Consider the following 21,775-nt stretch of genomic DNA (forward strand, 5'->3'; position numbering starts at 1 on the left):
GGCCTGCGCCCCTTCGGCCATCACGCCCTGGTCTGATCGCGTGATTCAGACCTCCGGGGCCTTCGCCCCTTCGGCCATCACGCTCTGGTCTGATCGCGTGATTCAGACCCCCGGGGCATGCGCCCCTTCGGCCATCACGCTCTACTCCGCCGCGCGGGCCTGGTTCACCACCAGCGGCACGATCCCCGGCAGGGCCGAACCCTCCCATAGCTGCGCGAGCAGCGCCTTGGCCTGGGCAGCGCCCACGGCGTCCGAGGTCAGTTCCAGGAACTTGTCGGACAGGTCCTGATCGGACAGCGGCGCGTCCGGGTCGCCCTTGCGTGTGTGCTGGTGGCGCGTCAGCACGCGGCCATCCTTCAGTGCGATCGTCACCTTGGCCGACCGCTTGGACGGGAAGGCCGCGGCGCATTCGGCGTCGAGCGCCACGCTCACCTTGCCCATCAGCGCGCGGGTGGCCGGGTCGGTCAGCCGCGCCGGCTCGAAGGCGGCGAGGCGCACGCCGCCATGCAGCAGCATCGTCGCCACCGTGAACTGAGTGGAGAAGCGGCAATCCTGTTCAGTCTGCGCGGTCGGGCGGTCGCAGACTTCCTTCGTCGCCTTGTAGCCGCCGACCGCGACGGAGACGACGTCCTCCGGCTTGAAGCCGTTCTCCAGGTGCAGGTCGCGCACGGCGTCGAGCGCCGCGAAGATATGCCCGCAGCATCCGTGGTTCTTGAAGGTCATGTCGGTGATGGCGAAGGGCTGGCCGATCTTCGCCAGCGACTTCTCCCACTTGCCGGTGTCCTCGCTGGTCGCGGCCGCGAAGCCGGCCGACCCGTGCAGGACGTCGAGCGCACCGGTCATGCCCTTCGCCGCCGCCATCGCCGCCAGGGCGCCGGCCTCGGCCGCATGGCCCGGATGCAGCGGCTTCGACATGCCCTCCCCACGGAAGGCCTGCTGCAGGCCCGATGCCATGGTCGCCGCGGTCGCGATGGCATGCGCGATGCGCGTGGCGTCGCTGTCGAGCAGCACCGCGACCGAGGCCGCCGCGCCGAAGGTGCCGACCGTGCCGGTGGTATGCCAGAAATCGTAGTGCGAGGGCTGTACGGCGAGGCCGATGCGGCAGGACACCTCATACCCCGCGGCGAGCGCGCGCAGCAGCGTGTCCATGTCCGTCCCGCGCGACTGCGCGGCGGCGAGCGCCGCCGCGATGGTCGGGCAGCCCGGGTGATAGACGGCGTAGCGATAGATGTCGTCGAACTCGACGGTGTGCGACGCGGTGCCGTTGATCAGCGCGGCATGACGAACCGGCACGCGGCGGCCGGAGACGTAGCAGACCGCCCCGCCGCCGCCGCGCGTCTCATCCTCCAGCGCCGCGGACATCAGCGTCGCGGGTTCGCGCCAGGCGCCGGCGAGAAGGGCCGCGAACCAATCCACCAGCGCGCGGCGCGCATGATGCGCGACCTCGGCATCGAGCGGGCGCGACTTCCAGGTCGCCGCGTGGTCGGCAAGGATGAGGAGCGGATTCGTCATGTTCGTGCTGCTCACGCGTTGCCGCGGAGCACCTCCTTGTTGATGACGACGTCGGGGTCGAGTTGGCCCTTGAAATGGGCGAAGATGCTCTCGGCGCAGGACAGGCCCATGCGCCGGGTGGACTGTTCGGTCGCCGCCGCGGAATGCGGGGAGACGACGACATTCGCGAAGTCGAGGAAGGGCAGCTTCTTCGTCACCGGCTCCTCCCAGAACACGTCGAGCCCGCAGGCGCCGAGATGGCCGGTCTTGAGCGCGTTGGTCAGTGCCGCTTCGTCCACCAGCGTGCCGCGCGCGGTGTTGATGTAGGCCGCACCGGGCTTCATCGCCGCGAGGAAGGTGGCGTTCACCATCGCCCGCGTCTCCTCGTTCGAGGGGCAGTGGGTGGTGACGATGTCGGCTTCCGCGAGCCCTTCATGCAGCACCTTCACCGGCCGGAACCCCGCCCCCTTGATGGTGTTCTGCGGAATATAGGGGTCGTGGACCAGCACCTCCATCCCGAAGGCCTGGCACAGCCGCGCGACGCGCCCGCCGATCCGCCCGAAGCCGACCACCAGCACCTTCAGCCCGGCGAGGTCGAGCGTGCGCAGCGACGGCTTCGGGCCCCAGTCGAGCGCCTTGGTGTTGCGGTCGTAGTCGATGGTGCGCCGCGCCGTGGTCAGCATCAGCATCATCGCGTGCTCGGCGACCGAGACGGCGTTGGCGTCCGGCGTGACGGTCAACGGAATGCCGCGTTCGGTCAGCGCCTTCACATCCACCGCGTCATAGCCGACGCCGTGGCGCGCGCAGATCGACAGCATCGGCGCATTGGCGAGGAAGGCGCGGTCGATCTTCGTCGCCCGGACGATGATGGCATCCGCGGTCTTCATCGGCTCGGCCAGCGTCTCCGGCGTGACGGGGTCGAGCAGGGTGACGGTGTAACCGGGCTCGGCGCGCAGCCGCGCCATGGCGTCGGGATGCAGCGGGCGAAGGCAGACGATATGCGGCATGGGGCAGTGCCTCAGAGCTGATGATGTGCCGCGGGGCCGAGGATCGCCTCCCGCATGCGGTTCTGGATGATGGAGCCGTCGCGCGGCGGCAGGACCAGCTTCTTGCTGGTGGCGTCGATCTTGGCCACTGCGAAGAAGGGGCCGTCGCCGGCCCGGATCGCGGCCTTCAGGGCCGGCACTTCCTCGGGCTTGGTGACGAACATCGTGCGCGCGAAGCCCGCGCCCCTGGCCATGGCCACGAGATCGACGCCGTGCTTCGTCGCCGTCTCCTGCATGCCGGTCTCGCCGTAGTGCTCGTTGTCCTGCACCACGATCGACAGGTTCTTCGGCTTCTTGACCGCGATGGTCGCGAGCGCGCCGATGCCCATCAGCATCTCCCCATCGCCGGTCAGCACCAGCACGGAGCGGGAAGGCTGCGCGAGCGCCAGGCCAAGCCCGATCATCGCCGCCGCCCCCATGCCACCCCACAGCGGCAGGTTCAGCGGGTGGTCGCCCACCGCCGTGATGTCCCAGGCCGGCGCGCCGAGGCCGGCGATGACAGCCATGTCGCCGCGATCCTCGAGAAGGACGCGGGTGAGCTCGCGACGGTCGAGCTTTCCGGATTCCGCGAGCATCGTCTCAGTCCTTGCCGAAGGTCTTGGCGCCGATGACGCGCTGGCCGATCAGCGTCGCGGTCGGGCGGAAGGTGTTGAAGGCCATGCGGATGGTGGCATCGACGGTGGACGCGATGTCCTCAGGCGCATCGGCGCGGCGCACGATGGTGCCCATCGCCTCCAGCACCGCCTGGGTGGCCTCGCCCATCGGCACCTGGGCCGGGTTGAACTCACCGAAATCGCCGCGCATCGTCACCAGCATCGGCATCGGGCAGCGATGGATCTGCGACAGCGACAGCATGTTGATGCAGTTGCCCACGCCCGAGGACTGCATCAGCAGCACCGCCTTGTCGCCGCCCAACCAGGCACCCTGCATCAGGGCGATGCCTTCTTCCTCGGTGGTCAGGGTGGTGACCGTGATCTCGTTGTCCGCGAGACAACGCTTGATCAGGCGGGAATGGCCGGCATCCGGCACCAGGCAGACCTGGCGGATCTCATGCTTCTTGAGCAGGTCGTAGATCTGGTCCGGCCAGGCGGCGGCCGCATCCGGCGCCTTGTCGATCGCGTTGGGATCCATTCGTTTCCTCGAAAATCGGCTCCCGGGCATCCTAGGGCGAGGCGAGAGGCTGGCAAGACCGCCACCTGGCGCTGCATCATGGGGCTACCATGCCCTTCGCGCAGACCATCGGCGGCACGCGCTTCGTCTTCGACGATCTGAAGACGCTGCTGGCGCGCGCCACGCCGCTGCGCTCGGGCGATGCCCTGGCCGGGGTTGCAGCGGCCAGCGCGGCCGAGCGCGTCGCCGCGCAGCGGGCACTGGCCGATGTCCCGCTCACGCATTTCCTGTCCGAGGCCGTGATCCCCTATGAGGCCGACGAGGTCACGCGGCTGATCATCGACCGCCACGACGACGCCGCCTTCGCTTCGGTGCGCGACCTGAGCGTGGGCGGCTTCCGTGACTGGCTGCTGGCGGCGGAACCGGCGGCGGTGTCGGCGCTGGCACCGGGCCTGATGCCGGAAATGGTCGCGGCGGTGTCGAAGATCATGCGCGTCGCCGACCTGATCCAGGTGGCGGCGAAATGCCGCGTCGTCACGCGTTTCCGCAATACCATCGGCCTGCCCGGCACGCTGTCCATCCGCCTGCAGCCGAACCACCCGACCGACGATCCACGCGGCATCGCCGCCGGGGTGCTGGATGGGCTGCTGCTGGGCGCGGGGGATGCGGTGATCGGCATCAATCCCGCCACCGACAATGTGGATGCGGTGATGCGCGTGCTCGACATGCTCGACACGGTGCGGGACCGCTTCGACATCCCGACGCAATCCTGCGTGCTGTCGCATGTGACGACGACGATGCTCGCGATGGATCGCGGCGCGCCGGTGGACCTGGTATTCCAGTCGATCGGCGGGACCGAGGCGGTGAATACCTCCTTCGGCGTGTCGCTGTCGGTGCTGAAGGAAGCACGCGACCAGGCGCTGGCGCTGAAGCGCGGCACGATCGGCGACAACGTCATGTATTTCGAGACCGGCCAGGGCAGCGCCCTATCCGCCGAGGCACATCAGGGCGTGGACCAGCAGACGCTGGAAGCCCGCGCCTATGCGGTGGCGCGCGAGTTCCACCCGTTGCTGGTCAACAGCGTCGTCGGCTTCATCGGTCCGGAGTACCTGTTCGACGGCAAGCAGATCCTGCGCGCGGGGCTGGAGGATCATTTCTGCGGCAAGCTGCTTGGCCTGCCGATGGGTGTCGATGTCTGCTACACCAACCATGCCGAAGCCGACCAGGACGACATGGACACGCTGCTGACCTGCCTCGCCGTGGCGGGCGTGACCTATGTGATGGGTGTGCCGGGCGCGGATGACGTGATGCTCGCCTACCAATCCACCTCCTTCCACGACGGGCTGACGGCGCGCGCGATGCTCGGCAAGCGCGCCGCACCCGAATTCGAGGAATGGCTCGCGCGCATGGGCATCGGGCTGGATGCGGAGCGCATTCCGGCACGGCTGTCGCCCGCGCTGATCGGGCTGACGTGACCACCCCCGCGCTCTGGCGCGACCTGCGCCGCTTCACCGATGCGCGCGTCGGGCTGGGGCGCGCCGGGACGGCGGTGCCGACCGCCGCCCATCTCGACTTCCAGGAGGCGCATGCGCGGGCGCGGGACGCGGTGTGGTCGGCGCTGGACGTGCCGGCGCTGGAAGCCGCGATCGGCATGCCGGTGACGCGGGTGCACAGCAATGCGCCCGACCGGCGGACCTATCTGCTGCGGCCGGACCTTGGGCGACGGCTGGCCGATGGCGCCGCGGTGCCGAGTGCACCGGGCAGCATCGCCTTCGTCGTCGCGGATGGGCTCTGTGCCATCGGCGTGCAGCGCCATGCACCCGCCGTGCTGCAACGGATCATCCCGCTGCTGTCGCTTCCCGCCGGGCCGGTGGTGGTCGCCGAACAGGCCCGCGTCGCGCTGGGCGACGACATCGCCCAACGCATCGGCGCCGCGGCGGTGGTGGTGATGATTGGCGAACGTCCAGGGCTTTCGGCGACGGACAGCCTCGGCCTCTACATCACCTGGGCGCCGCGGCGCGGCCGCACGGATGCGGAGCGCAACTGCATCAGCAACATCCGCCCGGGCGGCATGAGTTATGACGACGCCGCGGCCAAGGCCGCCTGGCTGCTGCGCGCCGCGCAGGGGCTGGGTGCGACCGGCGTCGCGCTGAAGGATGAGATGCCCGCCACCGTGCTACCCGCCCCATGATCCGCGTCACCAACCGAATCAGCATCGCCGAGGACGAGCTGGCCGAGGATTTCCTGCGCGCCTCCGGCCCCGGCGGGCAGAACGTCAACAAGCTGGAGACGGCCGTGCAGCTGCGCTTCGCGGCCATGGCCTCACCCAACCTGCCCGACGCGGTGAAGGCGCGGCTGGCGACGCTCGCCGGGCGGCGCATGACGAAGGATGGCGTGCTGGTCATCACCGCGCAGCGCCACCGCACGCGCGAACGCAACCGGGAGGACGCGCTGGAACGGCTGCTGGAATTGCTGCGCGAGGCCGCCACGCCACCCCCGCCGCCGCGCCGCCCGACCAAGCCATCCCGTGCCGCCAAGGCGCGCCGGGTGGATGAGAAGACCCGCCGCGGCACCACCAAGCGCCTGCGCGGCGGCAAACCCGGAGACGAATGATGGCCACCCGCGACAGCCGCACCCTGACCGTCCGCATCGAACGCGATGCCGCCGCCGTCTATGCCTTCGTCTCGCAGCCGGAGAACCTGCCGCGTTGGGCGGCTGGCCTTGGCGGCGGGGTGATGCGCGCCGGCGATGCCTGGCGGGTGGAAACACCGCTCGGCCGGCTGCATCTGCGCTTCGCCCCGCCCAACGCCCATGGCGTCCTGGACCACGCGGTGACGCTGCCGGATGGCAGCGTGGTCGATGTACCGATGCGCGTCGTGCCCAATGCCTCGGGGGCGGAGGTGCTGTTCACCCTGTTCCGCCAGCCCGCCATGTCGGAGGAAGACTTCGAGCGCGACGCCGGCCTGGTGACGGCCGACCTGCAGACACTGAAGCGCCTGCTGGAAGCCGGCCCTGGCTGATCCTGGGGCCGCGGCACGCGAGGCTCTCAGCCCAGCATCTGCCCGCCATCCACCACGATGGTCTGCCCCGTCACCCAGCGCGCGAGCGGGGAAGCGAGGAACATCGCCACATCCGCCACTTCCTCCGGCTCGCCCAGCCGGCCGAAGGGGATGCCCTTGAGGATCCGGTTGTACAGCGCCGGGTCGTCCGTGCGCCGCTTCTCCCAGGACCCGCCGGGGAATTCGATCGAACCGGGTGCGACGGCATTCACCCGGATGCCGTCCGGGGCGAACATCGCCGCCTGCGACGCGGTGTAGTTGATCACCAGCGCCTTCACCGCCGCATAGGCCGGCGAGCGCACCGACGGCGCCAGCCCGGAGATCGAGGTGGTGTTGACGATGCACCCCTTCGACGCGCGCAGATGCACCAGCGCCGCGCGCGACGCCCGCACCGTCGCCATCACGTCCACGTCGAGGCCACGCTTCCACGCTTCCTCGGTGTCCGGCGCGCCGAAGCCGGAAGCGTTGTTGACCAGCACGTCGATCCCGCCCAGCGCGGCGGCGGCCGCTTCGACCCATGCGGCGATCTGGCCGGCGTCGGCCAGGTCGGTCGGGCGCACATGCGCGATGCCCTCGCGCGTCAGCGCGGCCAGGTCCTCCGCACCGCGCGCGCAGACCGACACCCTGGCCCCGGCCCGCGTGAAGCCGAGCGCGATGGCCCGCCCGATCCCGCGGCTGCCGCCCGCCACCAGCACCCGCTTGCCCGTGAAATCGAAGCCCATCGAATCCCATCCCGTATCCTGGAGGCCGGCATCCTGGCCCGTCCCGGCACCGGCGGCCAGACGGCCCCCGCCAAGGCCGGCCACCGGCAAGGTTGCCGGCCCGCCGGATTGGCGGCATCAAGCAGCGGGGCGTGGCAGGGGAGACGGGGCGCGTGGTTCAGGCGCTGTTCATTCACCAGAATTTCCCGGGGCAGTACCGGCACCTCGCGCCGATCATCTCGCAGCGCAAGGGCGCGCGTGTCGTCGGCCTCGGCGAGCGCCCGAACCCCTCGCCGCCCGGCCCGACGCATCTGCGCTATCCGCCGCCGGAAGGTGCGGGCGAGAAGACGCATCGCTACCTCCGCCCCGTCGAGGCCGCGGTGCGGCGCGGCCAGTCCATCGCCCGCTCGCTGGTCGGCCTGAAGCAGAAGGGCTTCGTGCCCGACATCATCTGCTGCCATCCGGGCTGGGGCGAGGGGCTGTACCTGCGCGACGTCTTCCCCGATGCGAAGCTGCTGCAATATTGCGAGTTCTACTATCAATCCTCGGGCGGCGATGTCGGCTTCGACACGTCGCAGGAGGTCACGCTGGACGAGATGGCCCGCGTGCGCACGCTGAACATGACGCAGTTGCAGTCGCTCGAGGCGACGGATTGGGGTGTGTCCCCCACGCTGTGGCAGCGCAGCCGCTACCCGGCCTTCATCCGCGCCAAGACATCGGTGGTGCATGAAGGGGTGGACGCCAATTTCGCCACGCCGAACGGCCCTTCGAACGTCAAGCTGCCCGACGGCTTCATGGCGTCGAAGGAGGAGGAGATCTTCACCTTCGTCTCCCGCAACCTCGAACCCTATCGCGGCTTCGACGTGTTCATGCGCGCGCTGCCGGACATCCTCGCGCGCCGGCCGAAGGCCCATGCGGTGATCGTGGGCGGGGAGGAACGCGGCTATGGCCGCATGCCTGAAGGCGGCAAGTCCTGGAAGGCGGTGATGATGGAGGAGGTGGGCGCGAAGCTCGACATGTCGCGCGTCCACTTCACCGGGCGCATTCCGCATGACGGGCTGGTGGCGCTGTTCCGGCTGACCAAGGCGCATGTGTATTACACCTATCCCTTCGTGCTCTCCTGGTCGCTGGTCGAGGCAATGGGCTGCGAAGCGCTGGTCATCGGGTCGGACACGCCGCCGCTCGCCGAGGTGATGCAGCACGAGAAGAACGGCATCATGCTGCCCTTCTTCGACCATGCCCGCATGGCCGATGCGGTGGTCGATGCGCTGGCCCACCCCGACCGCTACCAGCCGCTGCGCAAGGCCGCGCGCCGCACCATGCTGGAGAATTTCGACCTGCACGCGCATTGTCTGCCCAAGCAGGTGAAGCTGTTCGATGCGGTGCTCGAGGGCCGTCCCGGCACCGACGCCATCCCAGCCCCAAAGGCCACGCCATGACCTTCGTTCCCCTCGCCGAGATCCGCCGCGGTGGCATCCTCGAAAGCCTGCATCACGGCGTCGCGGTGGTTGCCGATGCGGAAGGCCGCATCCTGCAATCCTGGGGCGACCCGTCCTTCGTCACCTTCCCGCGATCCTCGCTGAAGCCCTTCCAGGCAATCCCGCTGGTCGAGAGCGGCGCGGCCGATGCGGCGGGGCTGACCGAGGAGCATCTCGCCCTCGCCTGTGCATCCCATTCCGCCGAGGATTTCCAGGTCGCGCTGGTGCGCGGCTGGCTGGAACGGCTGGGGCTGACGGAATCCGCGCTGATCTGCGGGCCGGACATGCCGCGCAGCCAGGCCGACCAGGCGGCGATCTGGCGGTCGGGCGGCGACCGGTCGCGCATCTACCACAATTGCTCGGGCAAGCATTGCGGCTTCCTGACACTGACGAAGCACCTCGGTGCGCCGGTCGCGACCTACAACGACCCGGCGCATCCGGCGCAGCGCCTTTACCTCGAAGCCTTCTCCGAGCTGATCGGGGAGGATGCGGCGGCGCTGCCGCGTGGCACCGATGGCTGCGGCCTGCCGGCCGTCGCCCTGCCTGTGGCGGTGATGGCGAAAGCGGCCGCGCGCTGGGCGGCTGCGAAGGTCGCAAGCGAGTCCCGCCGCACTGCCATCCGCCGCCTGCAATCGGCCATCCGCGCTTATCCGGATCATTTGTCCGGGCGCGATTCCGCCACCGGCAAGATCGTCCGCGCGACGCAGGGCCGCGTGCTGCTGAAGGGCGGCGCGGAAGGCTTCGTCGTGGGCTTCGTCCCCGAACAGGGGCTCGGCATCGCGGTGAAGTTCGCCGATGGCGCGTCGCGCGCGAAGATGGGCGTCTTCGCGACGCTGCTCGGGCGGCTGGGGCTGGTGGACGCGGCGGACAGCCTGACCGACGCGATCGAGGGCGAGATCCGTGACAGCAACGGGAACCCGGTGGGTTCGACGAAGGTGACGCTGCCGGCGTAAGGCGGGGGCCTTGCCCCCTCTCCCGCCTTTGCCAGGCTGGTGAGGTCGCTGACCCCGTCGGGCGCGTCACCGCGCCATGGAACCGGGATGGGCGGAGCGTGACGGCGGCGGCCGCGCGCTGCTGCTCCAATACGAAGCGTCGCCGATGCGTTCCCTCGCGCGCGGCAGGCAATCGTCCTTCCCGCCCGCCCTGCTCGATCTGTCGAAATCCTGATGCAGCCGCGCCACGCCTCGTGCGGTGTTCCCTTGCAGCCATCCGGTCGCGAGTATTTAACTGTCATCCTCGACGATGTGCGATGGCAATGGACATCAGCGTCCCTTCGCGTGGAGCAATGCGGTCGAGATGGGGCTAGGACGCGACCATGCTCGAATGGCTCACGGCGACGCTGAAGACCTACCCGCAGCTCGCCATCTTCCTCGCACTCGGCATCGGCTTCCTCATCGGCCCGATCAAACTGTTCGGCTTCAACCTGGGTAACGTCACCGCGACGCTGCTGGCCGGCGTGGCGATCGGCCAGCTCGGCATCCCGATCTCGGCCGATGTGAAGAACACGCTGTTCATCCTCTTCCTCTTCGCCGTGGGCTATGGCGTCGGTCCGCAATTCGTGCGCGGCCTGTCGAGCGACGGACCCAAGCAGATCGCCTTCGCGCTGATCGTGCTGGTGCTATGCCTCGGGGTGCCGTGGCTCTGCGCCGTCGTCTCGGGCCTGCCGCTCGGCTACGGTGCCGGGCTCTACGCCGGATCGCAGACCATCTCCGCGGCGATCGGCGTGGCCACGGACCAGATCAATGCGCTGGGCCTGCCCGCCGAACAGGCCAAGGCCTTCGCGGACCAGATCCCGATCGCCTACGCGGTCACCTACATCTGGGGGACGATCGGTTCCGCCATCATCCTTGCACAGCTCGGCCCACGGCTGATCGGCGTCGATCTGCCCGCCGCCTGCCGCGAATACGAGGCGCAGCTCGGCGGCGGTGGCTCCGAGCCCGAACCGGGCATCGCTTCCGCCTATCATCGCTTCGCCGCGCGTGCCTATCGCCTCGAATCACCCAGCGACCTCACGGGGCGGCCCGTACGCGACCTGTTGCCAGGCATGCGGGTCTTCGTCGAGCGGCTTCGCCGCGATGGGCGCATCATCGAGGCTAATGGCGACACCATCCTGCAGCCGGGTGACATCGTCGTCTTCTCGGGTCCACGCGAACTGCTGGTGGACCATCTCGATACCCTCCTGCGCGAGGTGGAGGATCCCGAGCTCCTCGACGCCGAGGCGGAGGTCGTGGACGTCTATGTCACGCGCAAGGCTCTGGCCGGCCGGACCCTGCGCGAACTGGGCAGCGAGCCCTGGGCGCGCGGCGTCTATGCCCGCAAGATCGTGCGCTCGATGGTCGAGGTCCCGGTGTTGCCAGGGACGCGGGCGGAACGCGGCGACATCGTCACGCTCGTCGGCAGTCGGCGCCATGTCGAAGCCGCGATCAAGGCGCTTGGCTTCCCGGACCGGCCGGTGGAAGCCACCGACATCGCCTTCGTCGGCTGGGGCATCTTCCTTGGCGGCCTGATCGGCGTGCTGACGCTCACGGTCGGCGGCATTCCGATCAGCCTGTCCACCTCGGGCGGGGCGCTGCTCGCCGGGCTGGTCCTCGGCTGGCTTCGCACGACGCATCCCGTCTTCGGACGCATCCCCGGGCCGGCGCTGTGGCTGATGAACACGCTCGGCCTCAACATCTTCATCGCCGTGGTCGGGATCACGGCCGGGCCGGGCTTCGTCGCCGGGCTGTCGGAGGTGGGGATCTCACTATTCCTGTGGGGCGTCGTCGCAACCTCGGTGCCGATGATCGCCTCGATCTACATCGGCCACTACGTGTTCCGCTTCCACCCGGCGATCCTGTTCGGGGCCTGTGCGGGGGTGCGGACGACTACTGCCGCGCTTGGCATGATCCAGGAAGCGGCGAAGAGCCGCATTCCGGCATTGGGCTACGGCATGCCATACGCCGTGGGGAATACCTTGCTGACGATATTCGGCCTCGTCATTGTCCTTCTGCTGGCGCCCTGACGCCGCGCGATGACGACCAGGTTCACGATGAAGGGGGCTTCGATGGACGAGACCGTGGACTATGGCCATTTCGAGGGGCTGAGCCCGTTCGAGATCAAGGATGAGCTGATCCGCCTGGCGCGCGCGCAGGCGAACAAGAGCGCACTCACCTTCCTGAATGCCGGCCGGGGCAATCCGAACTGGATCGCGACCCGCGCGCGCGAAGCCTTCTTTCTGCTCGGCCAGTTCGCGCTGACCGAAGCGCGCCGCACCATGGAGGATGACGAGGCCGGACTGGCGGGCATGCCAGCGGCCAAGGGATCCCACGCGCGCCTGGTGAAGTGGCTGAAGCGCCGGGAGGGCGACGAGGATGCGCCGGGCGCGGAGACCCTCGGTGCCGCCGTCGCTTTCGCCATCCGCAAGTTCGGCTTCGTCCCGGACGCCTTCGTGCATGAGCTGACGGATTCGATCATCGGCGACAATTACCCGGTGCCGGATCGTTCGCTGATCCACAACGAGGCGATCGTCCATGAGTACCTCATGTGGGCGATGTGCGCCGGGCACCGCCCCGACGTGACCTTCGACCTGTTCCCGGTCGAAGGCGGCACCGCCGCCATGTGCTACATCTTCAAGGCGCTGAAGAACCAGCGGCTGCTGCGCGCCGGCGACACCATCGCCATCGGCACGCCGATCTTCACCCCCTATCTCGAGATGCCCGAGCTCGAGGACTATGCGCTGAAGCAGATCCACGTCTCGTCCGTCATGGAAGACAAGTTCCAGATGACCGAGGCCGGCCTCGCCGCGCTGGAGGACCCGAAGGTCAAGGCGCTGTTCCTGGTCAATCCAGGCAACCCTTCCGCCGTCGCCCTGCATCCCGAGACGATCGCGCGGCTGGTGACACTGGTGCAGACGAAGCGCCCGGACCTCATCATCCTCACCGACGACGTCTATGGCACCTTCGTGCACAATTTCGAATCGCTCCTGGGGCACCTGCCGCGCAACACCATCGGCGTCTATTCATATTCGAAGTACTTCGGTTGCACGGGCTGGCGGCTCGGCGTGATCGCGGTCGCGCGGGACAACATCTTCGACGATGCGCTGGCCAAGCATTCCCCGGAAACCCTGGCCACGATCGACAAGCGCTACCTGCCGCTGACGCCGCGGCCGCGTGCGCTGAAGTTCATCGACCGCATCGTCGCCGACAGCCGCGACGTCGCGCTGAACCATACCGCCGGCCTTTCCCTGCCGCAGCAGGTGATGATGTCCCTGTTCAGCCTTGTCGAGCTGATGGACACGCAGAAGGTTTATCAGCAGGCCTGCATGGCGATCTGCGATCGCCGCTTCCACAGACTGATCGACGGCATGGGCATCACGCAGGAGGCCGGGCCATGGTTCGATCGGTATTACGGATTGATCGACTTCGAGTACCTGTTGCGAAAGTATGTCGGCGAGGACGTCGTCCAGTGGATCAAGGCCAACGTCCATCCGCTCGACATATCCTTCAAGCTCGCCCAGGACCACGGCATCGTTCTGCTGAACGGATCGGGCTTCGAAGCGCCGAACTGGTCCGCGCGCGTGTCCTTCGCCAATCTCGACGATGACGACTACGAGGAGATCGGGCGCGCCGTCCGGGCGGTCGCCCGCGGCTACGTCGAGGCCTTCAGGGCGTCGAGGGGGGAAAAGCTGCGTCCATAGCGGTCGGCCGAAACCTTGCGATCTCTCCCCCTTCAAGGCTGACACGCGGTCATGATGGCTACGATCTCGAACATCTTCGTCCAGCATCCCGAGCTCGCGCTCTTTCTCGCCCTGTCGATGGGCTACGCCATCGGCAAGCTGCGCTTCGGCACCTTCACCGTCGGTGCCGTCACGGGCTGCCTGATCGCGGGGGTCATCGTCGGGCAGACGGGCGTGCACATCTCAGGCGACGTCAAGCAGGCCTTCTTCCTGCTGTTCCTGTTCGCCATCGGCTACCGGACAGGGCCGCAATTCTTCCGCAGCCTCAATGCCAAGGCCCTGCCGCAGATCGCCGTCACGATCGTGCTCTGCGCGACGGCGCTGCTGGTTACATTGGCCTGTGCCATGGCCTTGCGCCTCGATACCGGCATCGCGGCGGGCCTGCTGGCTGGCGCGACGACGGAATCCGCCACGGTCGGCGTCGCCATCGACACCTTTCGCCGCATCGGCGCGAGCCCGGAGACGATGCGCGCCTTCGAAGGGAATATCGCCACCGCTTTCGCCGTATCGTACCTGGTCGGCGTGGTGGCGACGATCATCATGCTCTCGCAGATTGCTCCGCGCCTGCTGCCGCGCTCGCTGGCCGAGGCCTGTGCCGCGATGGAGGCCGAACTTGGCGGACCACTCCGGAGTGAGGTCAGCGACAGGGTGGCACGTCGGGAGGTCGAGATCCGCGCCTTTCGCATCGACAGCCGCTGGGTGGGCAAGACCGTCGCCGAGGCGGAGGCAATGGCGCCGCCCGGCGGCAAGACCTATGTCGAGCAGATCCGTCGCGGCGACCGTATCCTGGTCACCGAGCCGGATCTCGTACTGGAACATGGCGACGTCGCCGCCGTGGTCGGGTGGCGGAACCTTCTGGTCGAGAAGGGCAGCACGATTGGCGAGGAAGTCGACGACCGGGAGGTCCTCGACGTGCCAGCCGATCGCATGGATGCGGTGGTTACGAACCGAAGGGTCATCGGAAAGTCCATCGCGGAGCTGCGGGATCTGCCGGAGGCGAGGGCGGTGTTCCTGCGCCGTGTCCTGCGCGCGGGCGAGGATATCCCGATCTACGACGGCCTGACACTTGAGCGCGGGGACGTGCTGACGCTGGTGGGGTCCCGCCAGAGCGTTCTCGGGGCCGCGGAGACGGTCGGCTACGCCGACAAGCCCACCACGGCCACGGACATGGTCTTCGTCGGGTTGTTCATCGTCCTCGGCGGGCTCGTCGGCATTCCGGCGCTGCATCTCGGCGCGCTGGAACTGAGCATCGGCGTGGCCGTGGGCACACTGCTCGGCGGCCTGGTCGCGGGCTGGCTGCGCGCCCGCAACCGGCGCTTCGGCTTCGTGCCGGCCGGGGCACTGTGGTTCTTCGATTCCGTCGGGCTGTCGGCCTTCATCGCCTGCGTCGGGATCTCGGCGGGGCCGCGTTTCGTCGCGGGCCTGCTGGAATCGGGACCGATCCTCGTCGTAGTGTCGATCGTCGTCGTTGTCCTCTCGCATGGCGCGGCCGTGCTGGTCGGCAGCCGCGTCTTCAAGATGAATGAGGGGGTGCTGCTCGGGACCTGCTGCGGCGCCGGCACCTCGGCGCCGGCGCTCGCCGCGGTTCAGGAGCAGGCCAACAGCAAGATCCCGACCATCGGCTACGGCCTGGGGTATGCGATCGGAAATGTGCTGCTGGCGCTGTGGGGCTCGATCATCGTGTTCGCGATGGCGGGTTCCTCCCCGGGGTAGGGCCAGCGCTGAGGCGGATCGGGACTTCGCTGGCCGCACCGATGGTGCAGAGGAAGGCGCCCGCGACTGCGGCGCGGCGCACACGGGTGGTGGACAGCGGCGTGAGTCACATCGGCTTCCGCTGCATCAAACGAGACAGTGCAGACGCAGCGGAACGTGCATGAGTGAGCGCAAAACCATGGACCGGATGGACCGGCGCAACATGCCGCTCGCGCATCGCGCCTCTGGCGATCCACAATCTCCGTCCAGCACAGCGCCTGACCCAGCTGCGCCGAGCCCGGTGAACGTCCGTGAACACAAGGACCAAGCCATGTCCCAGCCCCTCTCCCTGTCACGCCGGGCGCTGTCCGGCATCGTCCTGGCAACCGTCGCCGCCTCGGCCGCCGCACAAACCGGTGCGGACCCGCTGCCCTCCTGGCGCGACGGCCCGCGCAAGCGCGCAATCCTCGACTTCCTGGCCGCGACCACGACGGAAGGTGGCGCCGAGTTCGTGCCGCCGACCGAACGCCTCGCCGTCTTCGACAATGACGGCACGCTGTGGGTCGAGCAGCCGCTCTATACACAGTTCGTCTTCGCGCTGGATCGTGTGCGGGCGCTCGCACCGCAGCATCCGGACTGGGTGACGCGCGAGCCCTTCCGCAGCGTTCTCGCCAATGACCAGGCAGGGCTGGCACGCGCGGGCGAACGCGGCCTCATGGAGATCGTCATCGCGACCCACACCGGCATGACGCCGGACGAATTCCACGCGACCGTCACCGAGTGGCTGGGCCGCGCACGCCATCCGCGCTTCAACCGGCTCTATACGGAACTGGTCTACCAACCGATGCTGGAGGTGCTGGCGTTGTTCCGCGCGCGTGGCTACGGGACCTGCATCGTGTCCGGCGGCACGGTCGAATTCATGCGACCCTGGACCGAACGGATCTATGGCATCCCCCCCGAGAACGTGGTCGGCACCACCTTCCAGATGCGGTTCGAGAACGGCCGCCTGCTGCGCCTGCCGCAACTGGACCTGATCGACGACGGGCCGGGCAAGCCTGTCGGCATTTCCCGCTTCCTCGGGCGCCATCCGCAGGTGGCCTTCGGCAATTCCGACGGCGACTACGAGATGCTGCAATATGTCACCGCGGGGCCGGGGCGGCGGCTCGGCATGATCGTCCACCACGACGATGCGGAACGCGAATACGCCTATGACCGGCAATCGCATGTCGGGAAGTTGGACCGCGCCCTCAACGACGCGGCGCAACGCGGTTGGCACCTCATCTCCATGAAGGATGACTGGGCACGGATCTTCCCCGCAAGCTGAGGATCGTTCCCGACCAGGTGGATGCCACCTGACCGGGCTCGGCCCCAGCCGCGCTTCAGAACGGCTTCGCGATCACCATCACCACGATCAGCACCAGTGCGAGCGTCGGCACCTCGTTCAACATCCGCCAGGTCCGCTCGCTGCGCGTGTTGGCGTCGCGGTTGAACCGCTTCCATGCCGCTGCCAGATCGTGGTGGAACCAGGTCATGGTCAGCAGGCCGAGCATCTTGCCGTGCCACCAGCCCGCCTTCCAATCGACGATGCCCGGCGTCAGCACCAGCATCACCCCGAAGGTCCAGGTCCAGATCATCGCCGGGTTCATGATGGCGCGCAGCAGCCGGCGCTCCATGACCTTGAACAGTTCCGACTGCGCGGAACCCGCCGGCACCTGGCAGTGATAGACGAACAACCGCGGCAGGTAGAACAGCCCGGCCATCCAGGCGAAGGCCCCGATCAGATGCGCCGATTTGATCCAGACATACCAGGGCGCGAGCGCGTCGATGGTCACCCGGGCACGCCCTCGACGAAGGCCAGCGTGCCATCCGCCGCGGCGCAGCGCAGCGCCAACAACGGCGCGTAGTCCGGGCTGTCGTAGAAGGCGCGCGCCGCCGCCATGTCCGGGAATTCCAGGATCACGACACGGTCGAGCCCGGGCTCGCCTTCCTTCGCCTCCACCGTCCCGCCGCGCACGAGGTAACGCCCGCCGAAGCGCGCGATCACCGCCGGCACGGCCTGGCGATAGGCCTCGAACTTCTGCGCGTCGCGCACGGTCAGATTGGCCAGGAGATAGGCAGCCACGGCGACTCCTCCGTTGCAGAAAGGAAAGTCTTGGCGCGACGCGTGGCGCCGGGCAAGCGAAGCCTCGCCCCCTACTGCCGCCCCAGCCCCAGGTCGCGCAGCAGCGTGCGGTTTGCCTCGCTCTCCGCGGCGAAGCGCTCGCGGAACTGCGCCCCGGGCAGGAAGCGCGGCACCGAGGCAAGGCGCTGCGCCGTGGTGCGGAAGCCTTCGCTGCCGACCGCCGTCTCGCAGGCGCGCTCGATGGCCGCGGCCGCGGCGTCCGGGATGCCTGCGGGCGCGATCAGCCCGCCATGCGAGGTGCCCTGCACCGGGAAGCCGAGTTCGGTCGTCGTCGGCACCTCCGGAAGGTGGGACAGGCGCTGCGCGCCCACCACCGCGACCGGCGTCAGCCCGGTGGAAGCGGCGATGGACGAAGCCTCGACGAAGGCGTGGATCTGCCCGCCGAGGGCCGCCTGGCTCATCGGCCCGGCGCCGGTGAAGGAGACCATCAGCGCCTCGATCCTCGCCTGGCGCAGCACGGCGGCCATCAGGATGTGCTGCGTGCTGGCCGAACCCGGCGCGCCATAGACCAGCGCCTCCTTGCCCGACCGGCCATGCGCGATCATGCCGCGGAAATCCTGGAAGGGAGCGTTGCGACCGAGGATGACGACCTGCGGATTGTCATAGACGAGGCAGAGGAAGCGGAAGCTGTCGAGCGAATAGGTCAGCGGGATCGCGTGCGGCTGTGCCGTGATCGGATTGTTCGGCGAAATCGCGATGGTGTAGCCATCCGGCCGCGCTCGGGCGAGTTCCGCCGAGCCGATCGTGCCCGCCGCGCCACCGCGATTGACCACCACCACCGTCTGCCCCAGCGCGCGCGACAGTTCCGGCTGAATGGCGCGCGCCATCAGGTCGGTGTTGCCGCCGGGCGGATAGGCCGCGATCAGGGTGATGGGGCGAGAGGGAAAGGCCTCCTGCGCCAGGGCCGCGCAAGGCGCGGCGAGGGCCAGCAGCAGGGCGATCAGACGCGTCATTCTTGGTGCCTCCCGGTCGAGCTCCACAGACTGGACCGCTTCGCGACGGGAGGGAACCCGAAGCCAGGACAGAGGCGGCTCTACGCGTCGGACGCCTTCTCCACATTGCGTGCTCGCGTCGCCGCGGCCTTGCGGGCCGAGGCGCGGCGCGCGGCGGCCGGGCGTGCTGCTGCCGCTGCCCCGCCCAGCCGCCCGCCCTTGCGGCTCGACACCTTGGTGTCCGGGACGCCGCGTCCGCTGCCGGATTTGTTGCCGCCGCCGCTCTCCTTGTTGACGGTCGCCCAGGCGATGCGCTCGGCCTGATCCTCGCTGGCCCCGCGGGCGCGGTAGCCGGTTTCGATGTGGGCGGCCTTGCGCTTCTGCTTGTCGGTGTATCTGGACTTGTCCCCACGGGGCATGGCGACCTCCATCGGCTTCCACCGAGGCAAACGCGCCGCCGTCGCGCGGGTTGCCGCCTACCGTCCCCGCCCGCGCAGGAAGGCGCCGGCCGAAGCCAGCGCGCGTCGCCCATCCTCCAGCCGCGCCGCCCACAGCATCCAGGCATGGATCATCTGCGGCCATACCTCCAGCCGCACCGGCACATCCGCCGCGCCGAGCCGCCCAGCAATGCGCACCGCGTCGTCGAGCAGCGTCTCGGCCGAGCCCACCTGCACCAGCACCGGCGGCAGGTCCGAAAGATCGGCATGCAGCGGGGAGACCAGCGGGTGCTCCGCCGCGACGCCGCCGCGATAGGCCGCGGCGAGTTCCTCCAGGTAGCCGCGATGGATCAGCGGATCGACGGCATCCTTCGTATCCATCGAGGCCCCGGTCATCGCGAGATCCACCCAGGGCGAGACCAGCCAGGCGCAGCCCGGCAGCGGCCGCCCCGCATCGCGCAGCGACACCATCAGCGCGAGGGTCAGCCCGCCGCCGGCACTGTCCCCGCCCACCGCGACGTCGGCCGGCGCGATGCCCTCGGCGAGCAGCGCCTCATAGGCTGCGCGCGCATCGTCCAGCGCGGCGGGAAACGGGTGCTCTGGCGCCAGCCGGTATTGCAGCGCCAGCGCCCGCATCCCCGCGGCCTGCCCGGCGCGGGACGCCATGGTGCGATGGCTGACGATCGACCCCGAGCAATAACCGCCGCCATGCAGGAACAGCAGCGCGCGGCGCGGATCCACATCGGCCGCGGCAGACCATTCGGCGGGAATGCCGGCGATGGTCGTCGGCGTGAAGGCGACCCCGGCGGGCGGCGCATCGGCCGCGGCGACCTCCTCGATGCGGGCCCGACGTTCGGCCCAGCCGACCGGGCGTGGACGGCCGGTCAGGAGGGCACGGACATCCTCGATCCCCGGCATCGCAGCATCCTCCCACCCGCTTGGAAGACGGGGCGGCGCGCTGCCGCCCCGCCGGACTCACAGGGCGCGCATCGGTACGGCCACCGCCTTGTCCATTTCCAGCTTCGCCAGCGTGTTCCAGCCGCGCTCATATTGCGGCGGAATCGCCAGCGTGTCCGATCGGCCGAGCTCCACCGCCGCGCGCAGCGGCCAGTAGGGCTCGCGCAGCAGCACGCGCGCCAGCAGGATCAGGTCCGCCTTGCCATCGCTGAGGATCGCCTGCGCCTGCGCCGGCTCGGTGATCAGGCCGACGGCCGCGACGGGCATGTCCGCGCCGCGCTTCACGGCCTCCGCACCCGGCACCTGGTAGCCCGGCCCGAGCACGATCTTCTGCCCGGCATCCAGCCCGCCCGAGGAGACATCGAGCAGATCGATGCCGAGCGCCTTCACGCGGCGCGCCAGCTCGACGCTCTCCTCCGTCGTCCAGCCGCCGTCCACCCAATCGGTGTGGGAGATGCGCAGCGCCAGCACCACGTCGTTCGGGACCGCGGCGCGCACGGTGGCCGCCACCTCCCGCACGAAGCGCGTGCGGCCTTCGAAGTCTCCGCCCCAGGCATCGTTGCGGCGGTTGGAGATCGGGCTGCAGAACTGGTGGCCCAGATAGCCATGCGCGCCGTGGATCTCGATGAAGCGGTAGCCGGCCTTCACCGAACGCTTTGCGGCGGTGGCGAAGGCATCGATGGTCGCGCCGATCTCGGCCTCGGTCATCGCATGCGGCACGGCGAAGTCGCCAAAGGCCTCGGCGGAGGGTGCGTTGCAGGTCCAGGACGGCACCGCCGGCCCATGCACCCACGGGGCGGCCCGCGACGCCTTGCGCCCGGCATGGGCGATCTGGATGCCGGCCACCGCGCCGGTCGCTTCCACCGCCGTGACGATGCGCGCATGGGCTTCCATCTGCACATCGTTCCAGATGCCGACATCGGCCGGCGTGATACGCCCTTCCGGCACCACGGCCGAGGCCTCGGTGACCACCAGCCCGGCGCCGCCCACCGAGCGGCTGACGAGATGCGCGAGATGCCAGTCGGTCGGCACGCCGTCGTCGCGGCAGGAATACATGCACATGGGCGACACGCCGATGCGGTTCTTCAGCGTGACGCCACGCAGCGTGAAGGGTGAGAAGAGATCGCTCACGAGGCAGGACCCTCATTGTGGGATGGCGAGGACCACGGGGGCAGGCGCCCCAGCCGGTTCTCAAGGATGGTGAACCATGTAGGCTCGCCCCGCGCCCTGGGAAGGAGACGCCCGGCGGCATCCGTGCCGAAGCGCGACAGGGTCACGGCATCGCGGATGTTGCCGCCCACCGCCTCGACCTGCCCAGGGACGACGCGCACCACGATGTCGCAATGCATCGGGCGGAAGCGACCCGTCTCCCCCAGGCGGTCGCGCCAGGAGGTCAGCGGCCGCGACGACCGGTCCGCGCAGACCAGGTCGCCCACCTGCGGGGCGCGCGCGGCCACCTCATGCGGGATGAAGGGTGCGGTGGCCGGGAAGCGCTGCGCATCGCCGATCAGCCCATCGACGTAGAAGGCATGCGCGGCCGAGGACGGAAATTCCCGCCCATCCACCCCCGCCCCGCGCATCACGAAGGAGATGAAGGCCGCCGACCAGGCCGGTTCCCGCCACAGCCCGGGATCGCCGTCGCGGTAGCGAATGCGGTTGCGCGCGATCGGCGCCGCGCCCTCCGGCACCGCGCGCCAATAGGCGAGTACCCGGGGGAAATTCGCCGCATCCGATTCCAGCGCGCCCGGTGCGGCGGCGGCATCCTGGCTGCCCCAATCCGCCCATTCCGCCACGGCGATGCGCAGCATCCGTTCCCGTGCGGCCGGGGGATAGGCGAGGGGCGGTTCGGGCGGTGGGGGCGGAGGTGGGGCGGCACAGGCGGCCAGCAGGGCGAGCAGAGGAAGGCTTCTGGAGGGGCTTTGCCCCTCCAAACCACCCCACCAAAGGGCAAGGGCCCTTTGGAATGCCGTGACCTG

General features: G+C 69.2%; 23 protein-coding genes. 11 read left to right on the forward strand and 12 right to left on the reverse strand.

What is annotated here, in order from left to right; translation table 11 throughout:
- Positions 1 to 141: 141 nt before the first annotated feature.
- Genes AC2YHJ_RS24900 through AC2YHJ_RS24915 form a run of 4 tightly spaced genes read right to left on the reverse strand, consistent with a single transcriptional unit; the run spans position 142 to position 3,668 of the window.
- Positions 142 to 1,512 carry an MmgE/PrpD family protein gene (locus AC2YHJ_RS24900; RefSeq protein WP_487398882.1) on the reverse strand — a complete coding sequence of 457 codons (1,371 nt, stop codon included), beginning with the start codon at positions 1,510 to 1,512 and terminating at the stop codon, positions 142 to 144.
- Between the two features lie 11 nt (positions 1,513 to 1,523).
- Positions 1,524 to 2,498: a hydroxyacid dehydrogenase gene (locus tag AC2YHJ_RS24905; protein ID WP_487398883.1), complete on the reverse strand. Its 975-nt coding sequence runs from the start codon at positions 2,496 to 2,498 to the stop codon at positions 1,524 to 1,526.
- 11 nt (positions 2,499 to 2,509) lie between these two features.
- Positions 2,510 to 3,112 carry a thiamine pyrophosphate-dependent enzyme gene (locus tag AC2YHJ_RS24910; RefSeq protein WP_487398884.1) on the reverse strand — a complete coding sequence of 201 codons (603 nt, stop codon included), beginning with the start codon at positions 3,110 to 3,112 and terminating at the stop codon, positions 2,510 to 2,512.
- A 4-nt stretch (positions 3,113 to 3,116) separates the two neighbouring features.
- Positions 3,117 to 3,668 (reverse strand): phosphonopyruvate decarboxylase, encoded by a 552-nt coding sequence (locus AC2YHJ_RS24915; protein ID WP_487398885.1) that lies wholly within the window; start codon positions 3,666 to 3,668, stop codon positions 3,117 to 3,119.
- Positions 3,669 to 3,757: 89 nt separating this feature from the next.
- Here AC2YHJ_RS24915 and AC2YHJ_RS24920 point away from each other — a divergent pair, with 89 nt between their 5' ends.
- Genes AC2YHJ_RS24920 through AC2YHJ_RS24935 form a run of 4 tightly spaced genes read left to right on the forward strand, consistent with a single transcriptional unit; the run spans position 3,758 to position 6,667 of the window.
- Positions 3,758 to 5,122, forward strand: a complete 1,365-nt coding sequence (locus tag AC2YHJ_RS24920) for an ethanolamine ammonia-lyase subunit EutB (RefSeq protein WP_487398886.1) — start codon at positions 3,758 to 3,760, stop codon at positions 5,120 to 5,122.
- The gene (gene eutC / locus AC2YHJ_RS24925) at positions 5,119 to 5,838 is read left to right on the forward strand and encodes an ethanolamine ammonia-lyase subunit EutC (protein ID WP_487398887.1); all 720 of its coding nucleotides are present in this window, start codon (positions 5,119 to 5,121) and stop codon (positions 5,836 to 5,838) included. The genes AC2YHJ_RS24920 and eutC overlap by 4 nt, the downstream gene beginning before the upstream one ends.
- Positions 5,835 to 6,260 carry an alternative ribosome rescue aminoacyl-tRNA hydrolase ArfB gene (arfB, locus tag AC2YHJ_RS24930; protein WP_487398888.1) on the forward strand — a complete coding sequence of 142 codons (426 nt, stop codon included), beginning with the start codon at positions 5,835 to 5,837 and terminating at the stop codon, positions 6,258 to 6,260. Before eutC ends, arfB begins: the two co-directional genes overlap by 4 nt.
- Positions 6,257 to 6,667, forward strand: a complete 411-nt coding sequence (locus tag AC2YHJ_RS24935; protein WP_487398889.1) for a polyketide cyclase — start codon at positions 6,257 to 6,259, stop codon at positions 6,665 to 6,667. Before arfB ends, AC2YHJ_RS24935 begins: the two co-directional genes overlap by 4 nt.
- Positions 6,668 to 6,693: 26 nt before the next feature.
- On the opposite strand, the gene AC2YHJ_RS24940 is transcribed toward AC2YHJ_RS24935, so the two are convergent.
- Entirely contained in the window at positions 6,694 to 7,428 is a 735-nt protein-coding gene (locus AC2YHJ_RS24940) for an SDR family NAD(P)-dependent oxidoreductase (RefSeq protein WP_487398890.1), read from the reverse strand.
- A gap of 131 nt (positions 7,429 to 7,559) precedes the next feature.
- On the opposite strand from AC2YHJ_RS24940, the gene AC2YHJ_RS24945 reads away from it, so the two are divergent.
- From AC2YHJ_RS24945 to AC2YHJ_RS24975, 7 genes are all read left to right on the forward strand, one after another.
- Positions 7,560 to 8,846: a glycosyltransferase family 4 protein gene (locus AC2YHJ_RS24945; RefSeq protein ID WP_487398891.1), complete on the forward strand. Its 1,287-nt coding sequence runs from the start codon at positions 7,560 to 7,562 to the stop codon at positions 8,844 to 8,846.
- Complete coding sequence (locus tag AC2YHJ_RS24950; protein ID WP_487398892.1) at positions 8,843 to 9,838, forward strand: asparaginase; 996 nt, start codon at positions 8,843 to 8,845, stop codon at positions 9,836 to 9,838. The genes AC2YHJ_RS24945 and AC2YHJ_RS24950 overlap by 4 nt, the downstream gene beginning before the upstream one ends.
- 76 nt (positions 9,839 to 9,914) lie before the next feature.
- Positions 9,915 to 10,052: a hypothetical protein gene (locus tag AC2YHJ_RS24955; RefSeq protein ID WP_487398893.1), complete on the forward strand. Its 138-nt coding sequence runs from the start codon at positions 9,915 to 9,917 to the stop codon at positions 10,050 to 10,052.
- A gap of 148 nt (positions 10,053 to 10,200) precedes the next feature.
- Positions 10,201 to 11,886 carry an aspartate-alanine antiporter gene (gene aspT, locus AC2YHJ_RS24960; protein ID WP_487398894.1) on the forward strand — a complete coding sequence of 562 codons (1,686 nt, stop codon included), beginning with the start codon at positions 10,201 to 10,203 and terminating at the stop codon, positions 11,884 to 11,886.
- A gap of 9 nt (positions 11,887 to 11,895) precedes the next feature.
- Positions 11,896 to 13,560 (forward strand): bifunctional aspartate transaminase/aspartate 4-decarboxylase, encoded by a 1,665-nt coding sequence (locus tag AC2YHJ_RS24965; RefSeq protein WP_487398895.1) that lies wholly within the window; start codon positions 11,896 to 11,898, stop codon positions 13,558 to 13,560.
- A gap of 51 nt (positions 13,561 to 13,611) precedes the next feature.
- Positions 13,612 to 15,312 (forward strand): aspartate-alanine antiporter, encoded by a 1,701-nt coding sequence (aspT, locus tag AC2YHJ_RS24970; protein ID WP_487398896.1) that lies wholly within the window; start codon positions 13,612 to 13,614, stop codon positions 15,310 to 15,312.
- Positions 15,313 to 15,622: 310 nt separating this feature from the next.
- Entirely contained in the window at positions 15,623 to 16,615 is a 993-nt protein-coding gene (locus AC2YHJ_RS24975; protein ID WP_487398897.1) for an HAD family hydrolase, read from the forward strand.
- A gap of 55 nt (positions 16,616 to 16,670) precedes the next feature.
- Here AC2YHJ_RS24975 and hemJ read toward each other — a convergent pair whose 3' ends face one another.
- From hemJ to AC2YHJ_RS25010, 7 genes are all read right to left on the reverse strand, one after another.
- Positions 16,671 to 17,123 (reverse strand): protoporphyrinogen oxidase HemJ, encoded by a 453-nt coding sequence (gene hemJ, locus AC2YHJ_RS24980; protein ID WP_487398898.1) that lies wholly within the window; start codon positions 17,121 to 17,123, stop codon positions 16,671 to 16,673.
- Positions 17,120 to 17,413 (reverse strand): DUF1330 domain-containing protein, encoded by a 294-nt coding sequence (locus AC2YHJ_RS24985; RefSeq protein WP_487398899.1) that lies wholly within the window; start codon positions 17,411 to 17,413, stop codon positions 17,120 to 17,122. Before AC2YHJ_RS24985 ends, hemJ begins: the two co-directional genes overlap by 4 nt.
- A gap of 71 nt (positions 17,414 to 17,484) precedes the next feature.
- Positions 17,485 to 18,426, reverse strand: a complete 942-nt coding sequence (locus AC2YHJ_RS24990; RefSeq protein WP_487398900.1) for a tripartite tricarboxylate transporter substrate binding protein — start codon at positions 18,424 to 18,426, stop codon at positions 17,485 to 17,487.
- Between the two features lie 80 nt (positions 18,427 to 18,506).
- Complete coding sequence (locus AC2YHJ_RS24995; RefSeq protein WP_487398913.1) at positions 18,507 to 18,824, reverse strand: plasmid stabilization protein; 318 nt, start codon at positions 18,822 to 18,824, stop codon at positions 18,507 to 18,509.
- 57 nt (positions 18,825 to 18,881) lie between these two features.
- Positions 18,882 to 19,760, reverse strand: coding sequence for an alpha/beta hydrolase (locus AC2YHJ_RS25000; protein WP_487398901.1), 879 nt, complete (start codon positions 19,758 to 19,760; stop codon positions 18,882 to 18,884).
- A gap of 57 nt (positions 19,761 to 19,817) precedes the next feature.
- On the reverse strand, positions 19,818 to 20,930 hold the full coding sequence (locus AC2YHJ_RS25005; protein ID WP_487398902.1) for an NADH:flavin oxidoreductase/NADH oxidase: 1,113 nt from the start codon (positions 20,928 to 20,930) through the stop codon (positions 19,818 to 19,820).
- Entirely contained in the window at positions 20,927 to 21,607 is a 681-nt protein-coding gene (locus tag AC2YHJ_RS25010) for a DUF2272 domain-containing protein (protein WP_487398903.1), read from the reverse strand. Before AC2YHJ_RS25010 ends, AC2YHJ_RS25005 begins: the two co-directional genes overlap by 4 nt.
- Positions 21,608 to 21,775: the final 168 nt, after the last annotated feature.

The organism is Roseomonas sp. SRI_022 (genome assembly GCF_057586215.1).

Bases quoted from the DNA above. Each gene is read 5' to 3' on its own strand.
- AC2YHJ_RS24965 (WP_487398895.1), top strand. From the start codon at position 11,896: ATGACGACCAGGTTCACGATGAAGGGGGCTTCGATGGACGAGACCGTG.
- AC2YHJ_RS25010 (WP_487398903.1), bottom strand. From the start codon at position 21,607: ATGCTGCGCATCGCCGTGGCGGAATGGGCGGATTGGGGCAGCCAGGAT.
- arfB (WP_487398888.1), top strand. From the start codon at position 5,835: ATGATCCGCGTCACCAACCGAATCAGCATCGCCGAGGACGAGCTGGCC.
- AC2YHJ_RS24920 (WP_487398886.1), top strand. From the start codon at position 3,758: ATGCCCTTCGCGCAGACCATCGGCGGCACGCGCTTCGTCTTCGACGAT.
- AC2YHJ_RS25000 (WP_487398901.1), bottom strand. From the start codon at position 19,760: ATGCCGGGGATCGAGGATGTCCGTGCCCTCCTGACCGGCCGTCCACGC.
- AC2YHJ_RS24955 (WP_487398893.1), top strand. From the start codon at position 9,915: ATGGAACCGGGATGGGCGGAGCGTGACGGCGGCGGCCGCGCGCTGCTG.
- AC2YHJ_RS24950 (WP_487398892.1), top strand. From the start codon at position 8,843: ATGACCTTCGTTCCCCTCGCCGAGATCCGCCGCGGTGGCATCCTCGAA.
- AC2YHJ_RS24910 (WP_487398884.1), bottom strand. From the start codon at position 3,112: ATGCTCGCGGAATCCGGAAAGCTCGACCGTCGCGAGCTCACCCGCGTC.
- AC2YHJ_RS24900 (WP_487398882.1), bottom strand. From the start codon at position 1,512: ATGACGAATCCGCTCCTCATCCTTGCCGACCACGCGGCGACCTGGAAG.
- aspT (WP_487398894.1), top strand. From the start codon at position 10,201: ATGCTCGAATGGCTCACGGCGACGCTGAAGACCTACCCGCAGCTCGCC.
- AC2YHJ_RS24940 (WP_487398890.1), bottom strand. From the start codon at position 7,428: ATGGGCTTCGATTTCACGGGCAAGCGGGTGCTGGTGGCGGGCGGCAGC.
- AC2YHJ_RS24995 (WP_487398913.1), bottom strand. From the start codon at position 18,824: ATGCCCCGTGGGGACAAGTCCAGATACACCGACAAGCAGAAGCGCAAG.
- AC2YHJ_RS24935 (WP_487398889.1), top strand. From the start codon at position 6,257: ATGATGGCCACCCGCGACAGCCGCACCCTGACCGTCCGCATCGAACGC.
- AC2YHJ_RS24905 (WP_487398883.1), bottom strand. From the start codon at position 2,498: ATGCCGCATATCGTCTGCCTTCGCCCGCTGCATCCCGACGCCATGGCG.
- AC2YHJ_RS24975 (WP_487398897.1), top strand. From the start codon at position 15,623: ATGTCCCAGCCCCTCTCCCTGTCACGCCGGGCGCTGTCCGGCATCGTC.
- aspT (WP_487398896.1), top strand. From the start codon at position 13,612: ATGATGGCTACGATCTCGAACATCTTCGTCCAGCATCCCGAGCTCGCG.
- AC2YHJ_RS24990 (WP_487398900.1), bottom strand. From the start codon at position 18,426: ATGACGCGTCTGATCGCCCTGCTGCTGGCCCTCGCCGCGCCTTGCGCG.
- AC2YHJ_RS24915 (WP_487398885.1), bottom strand. From the start codon at position 3,668: ATGGATCCCAACGCGATCGACAAGGCGCCGGATGCGGCCGCCGCCTGG.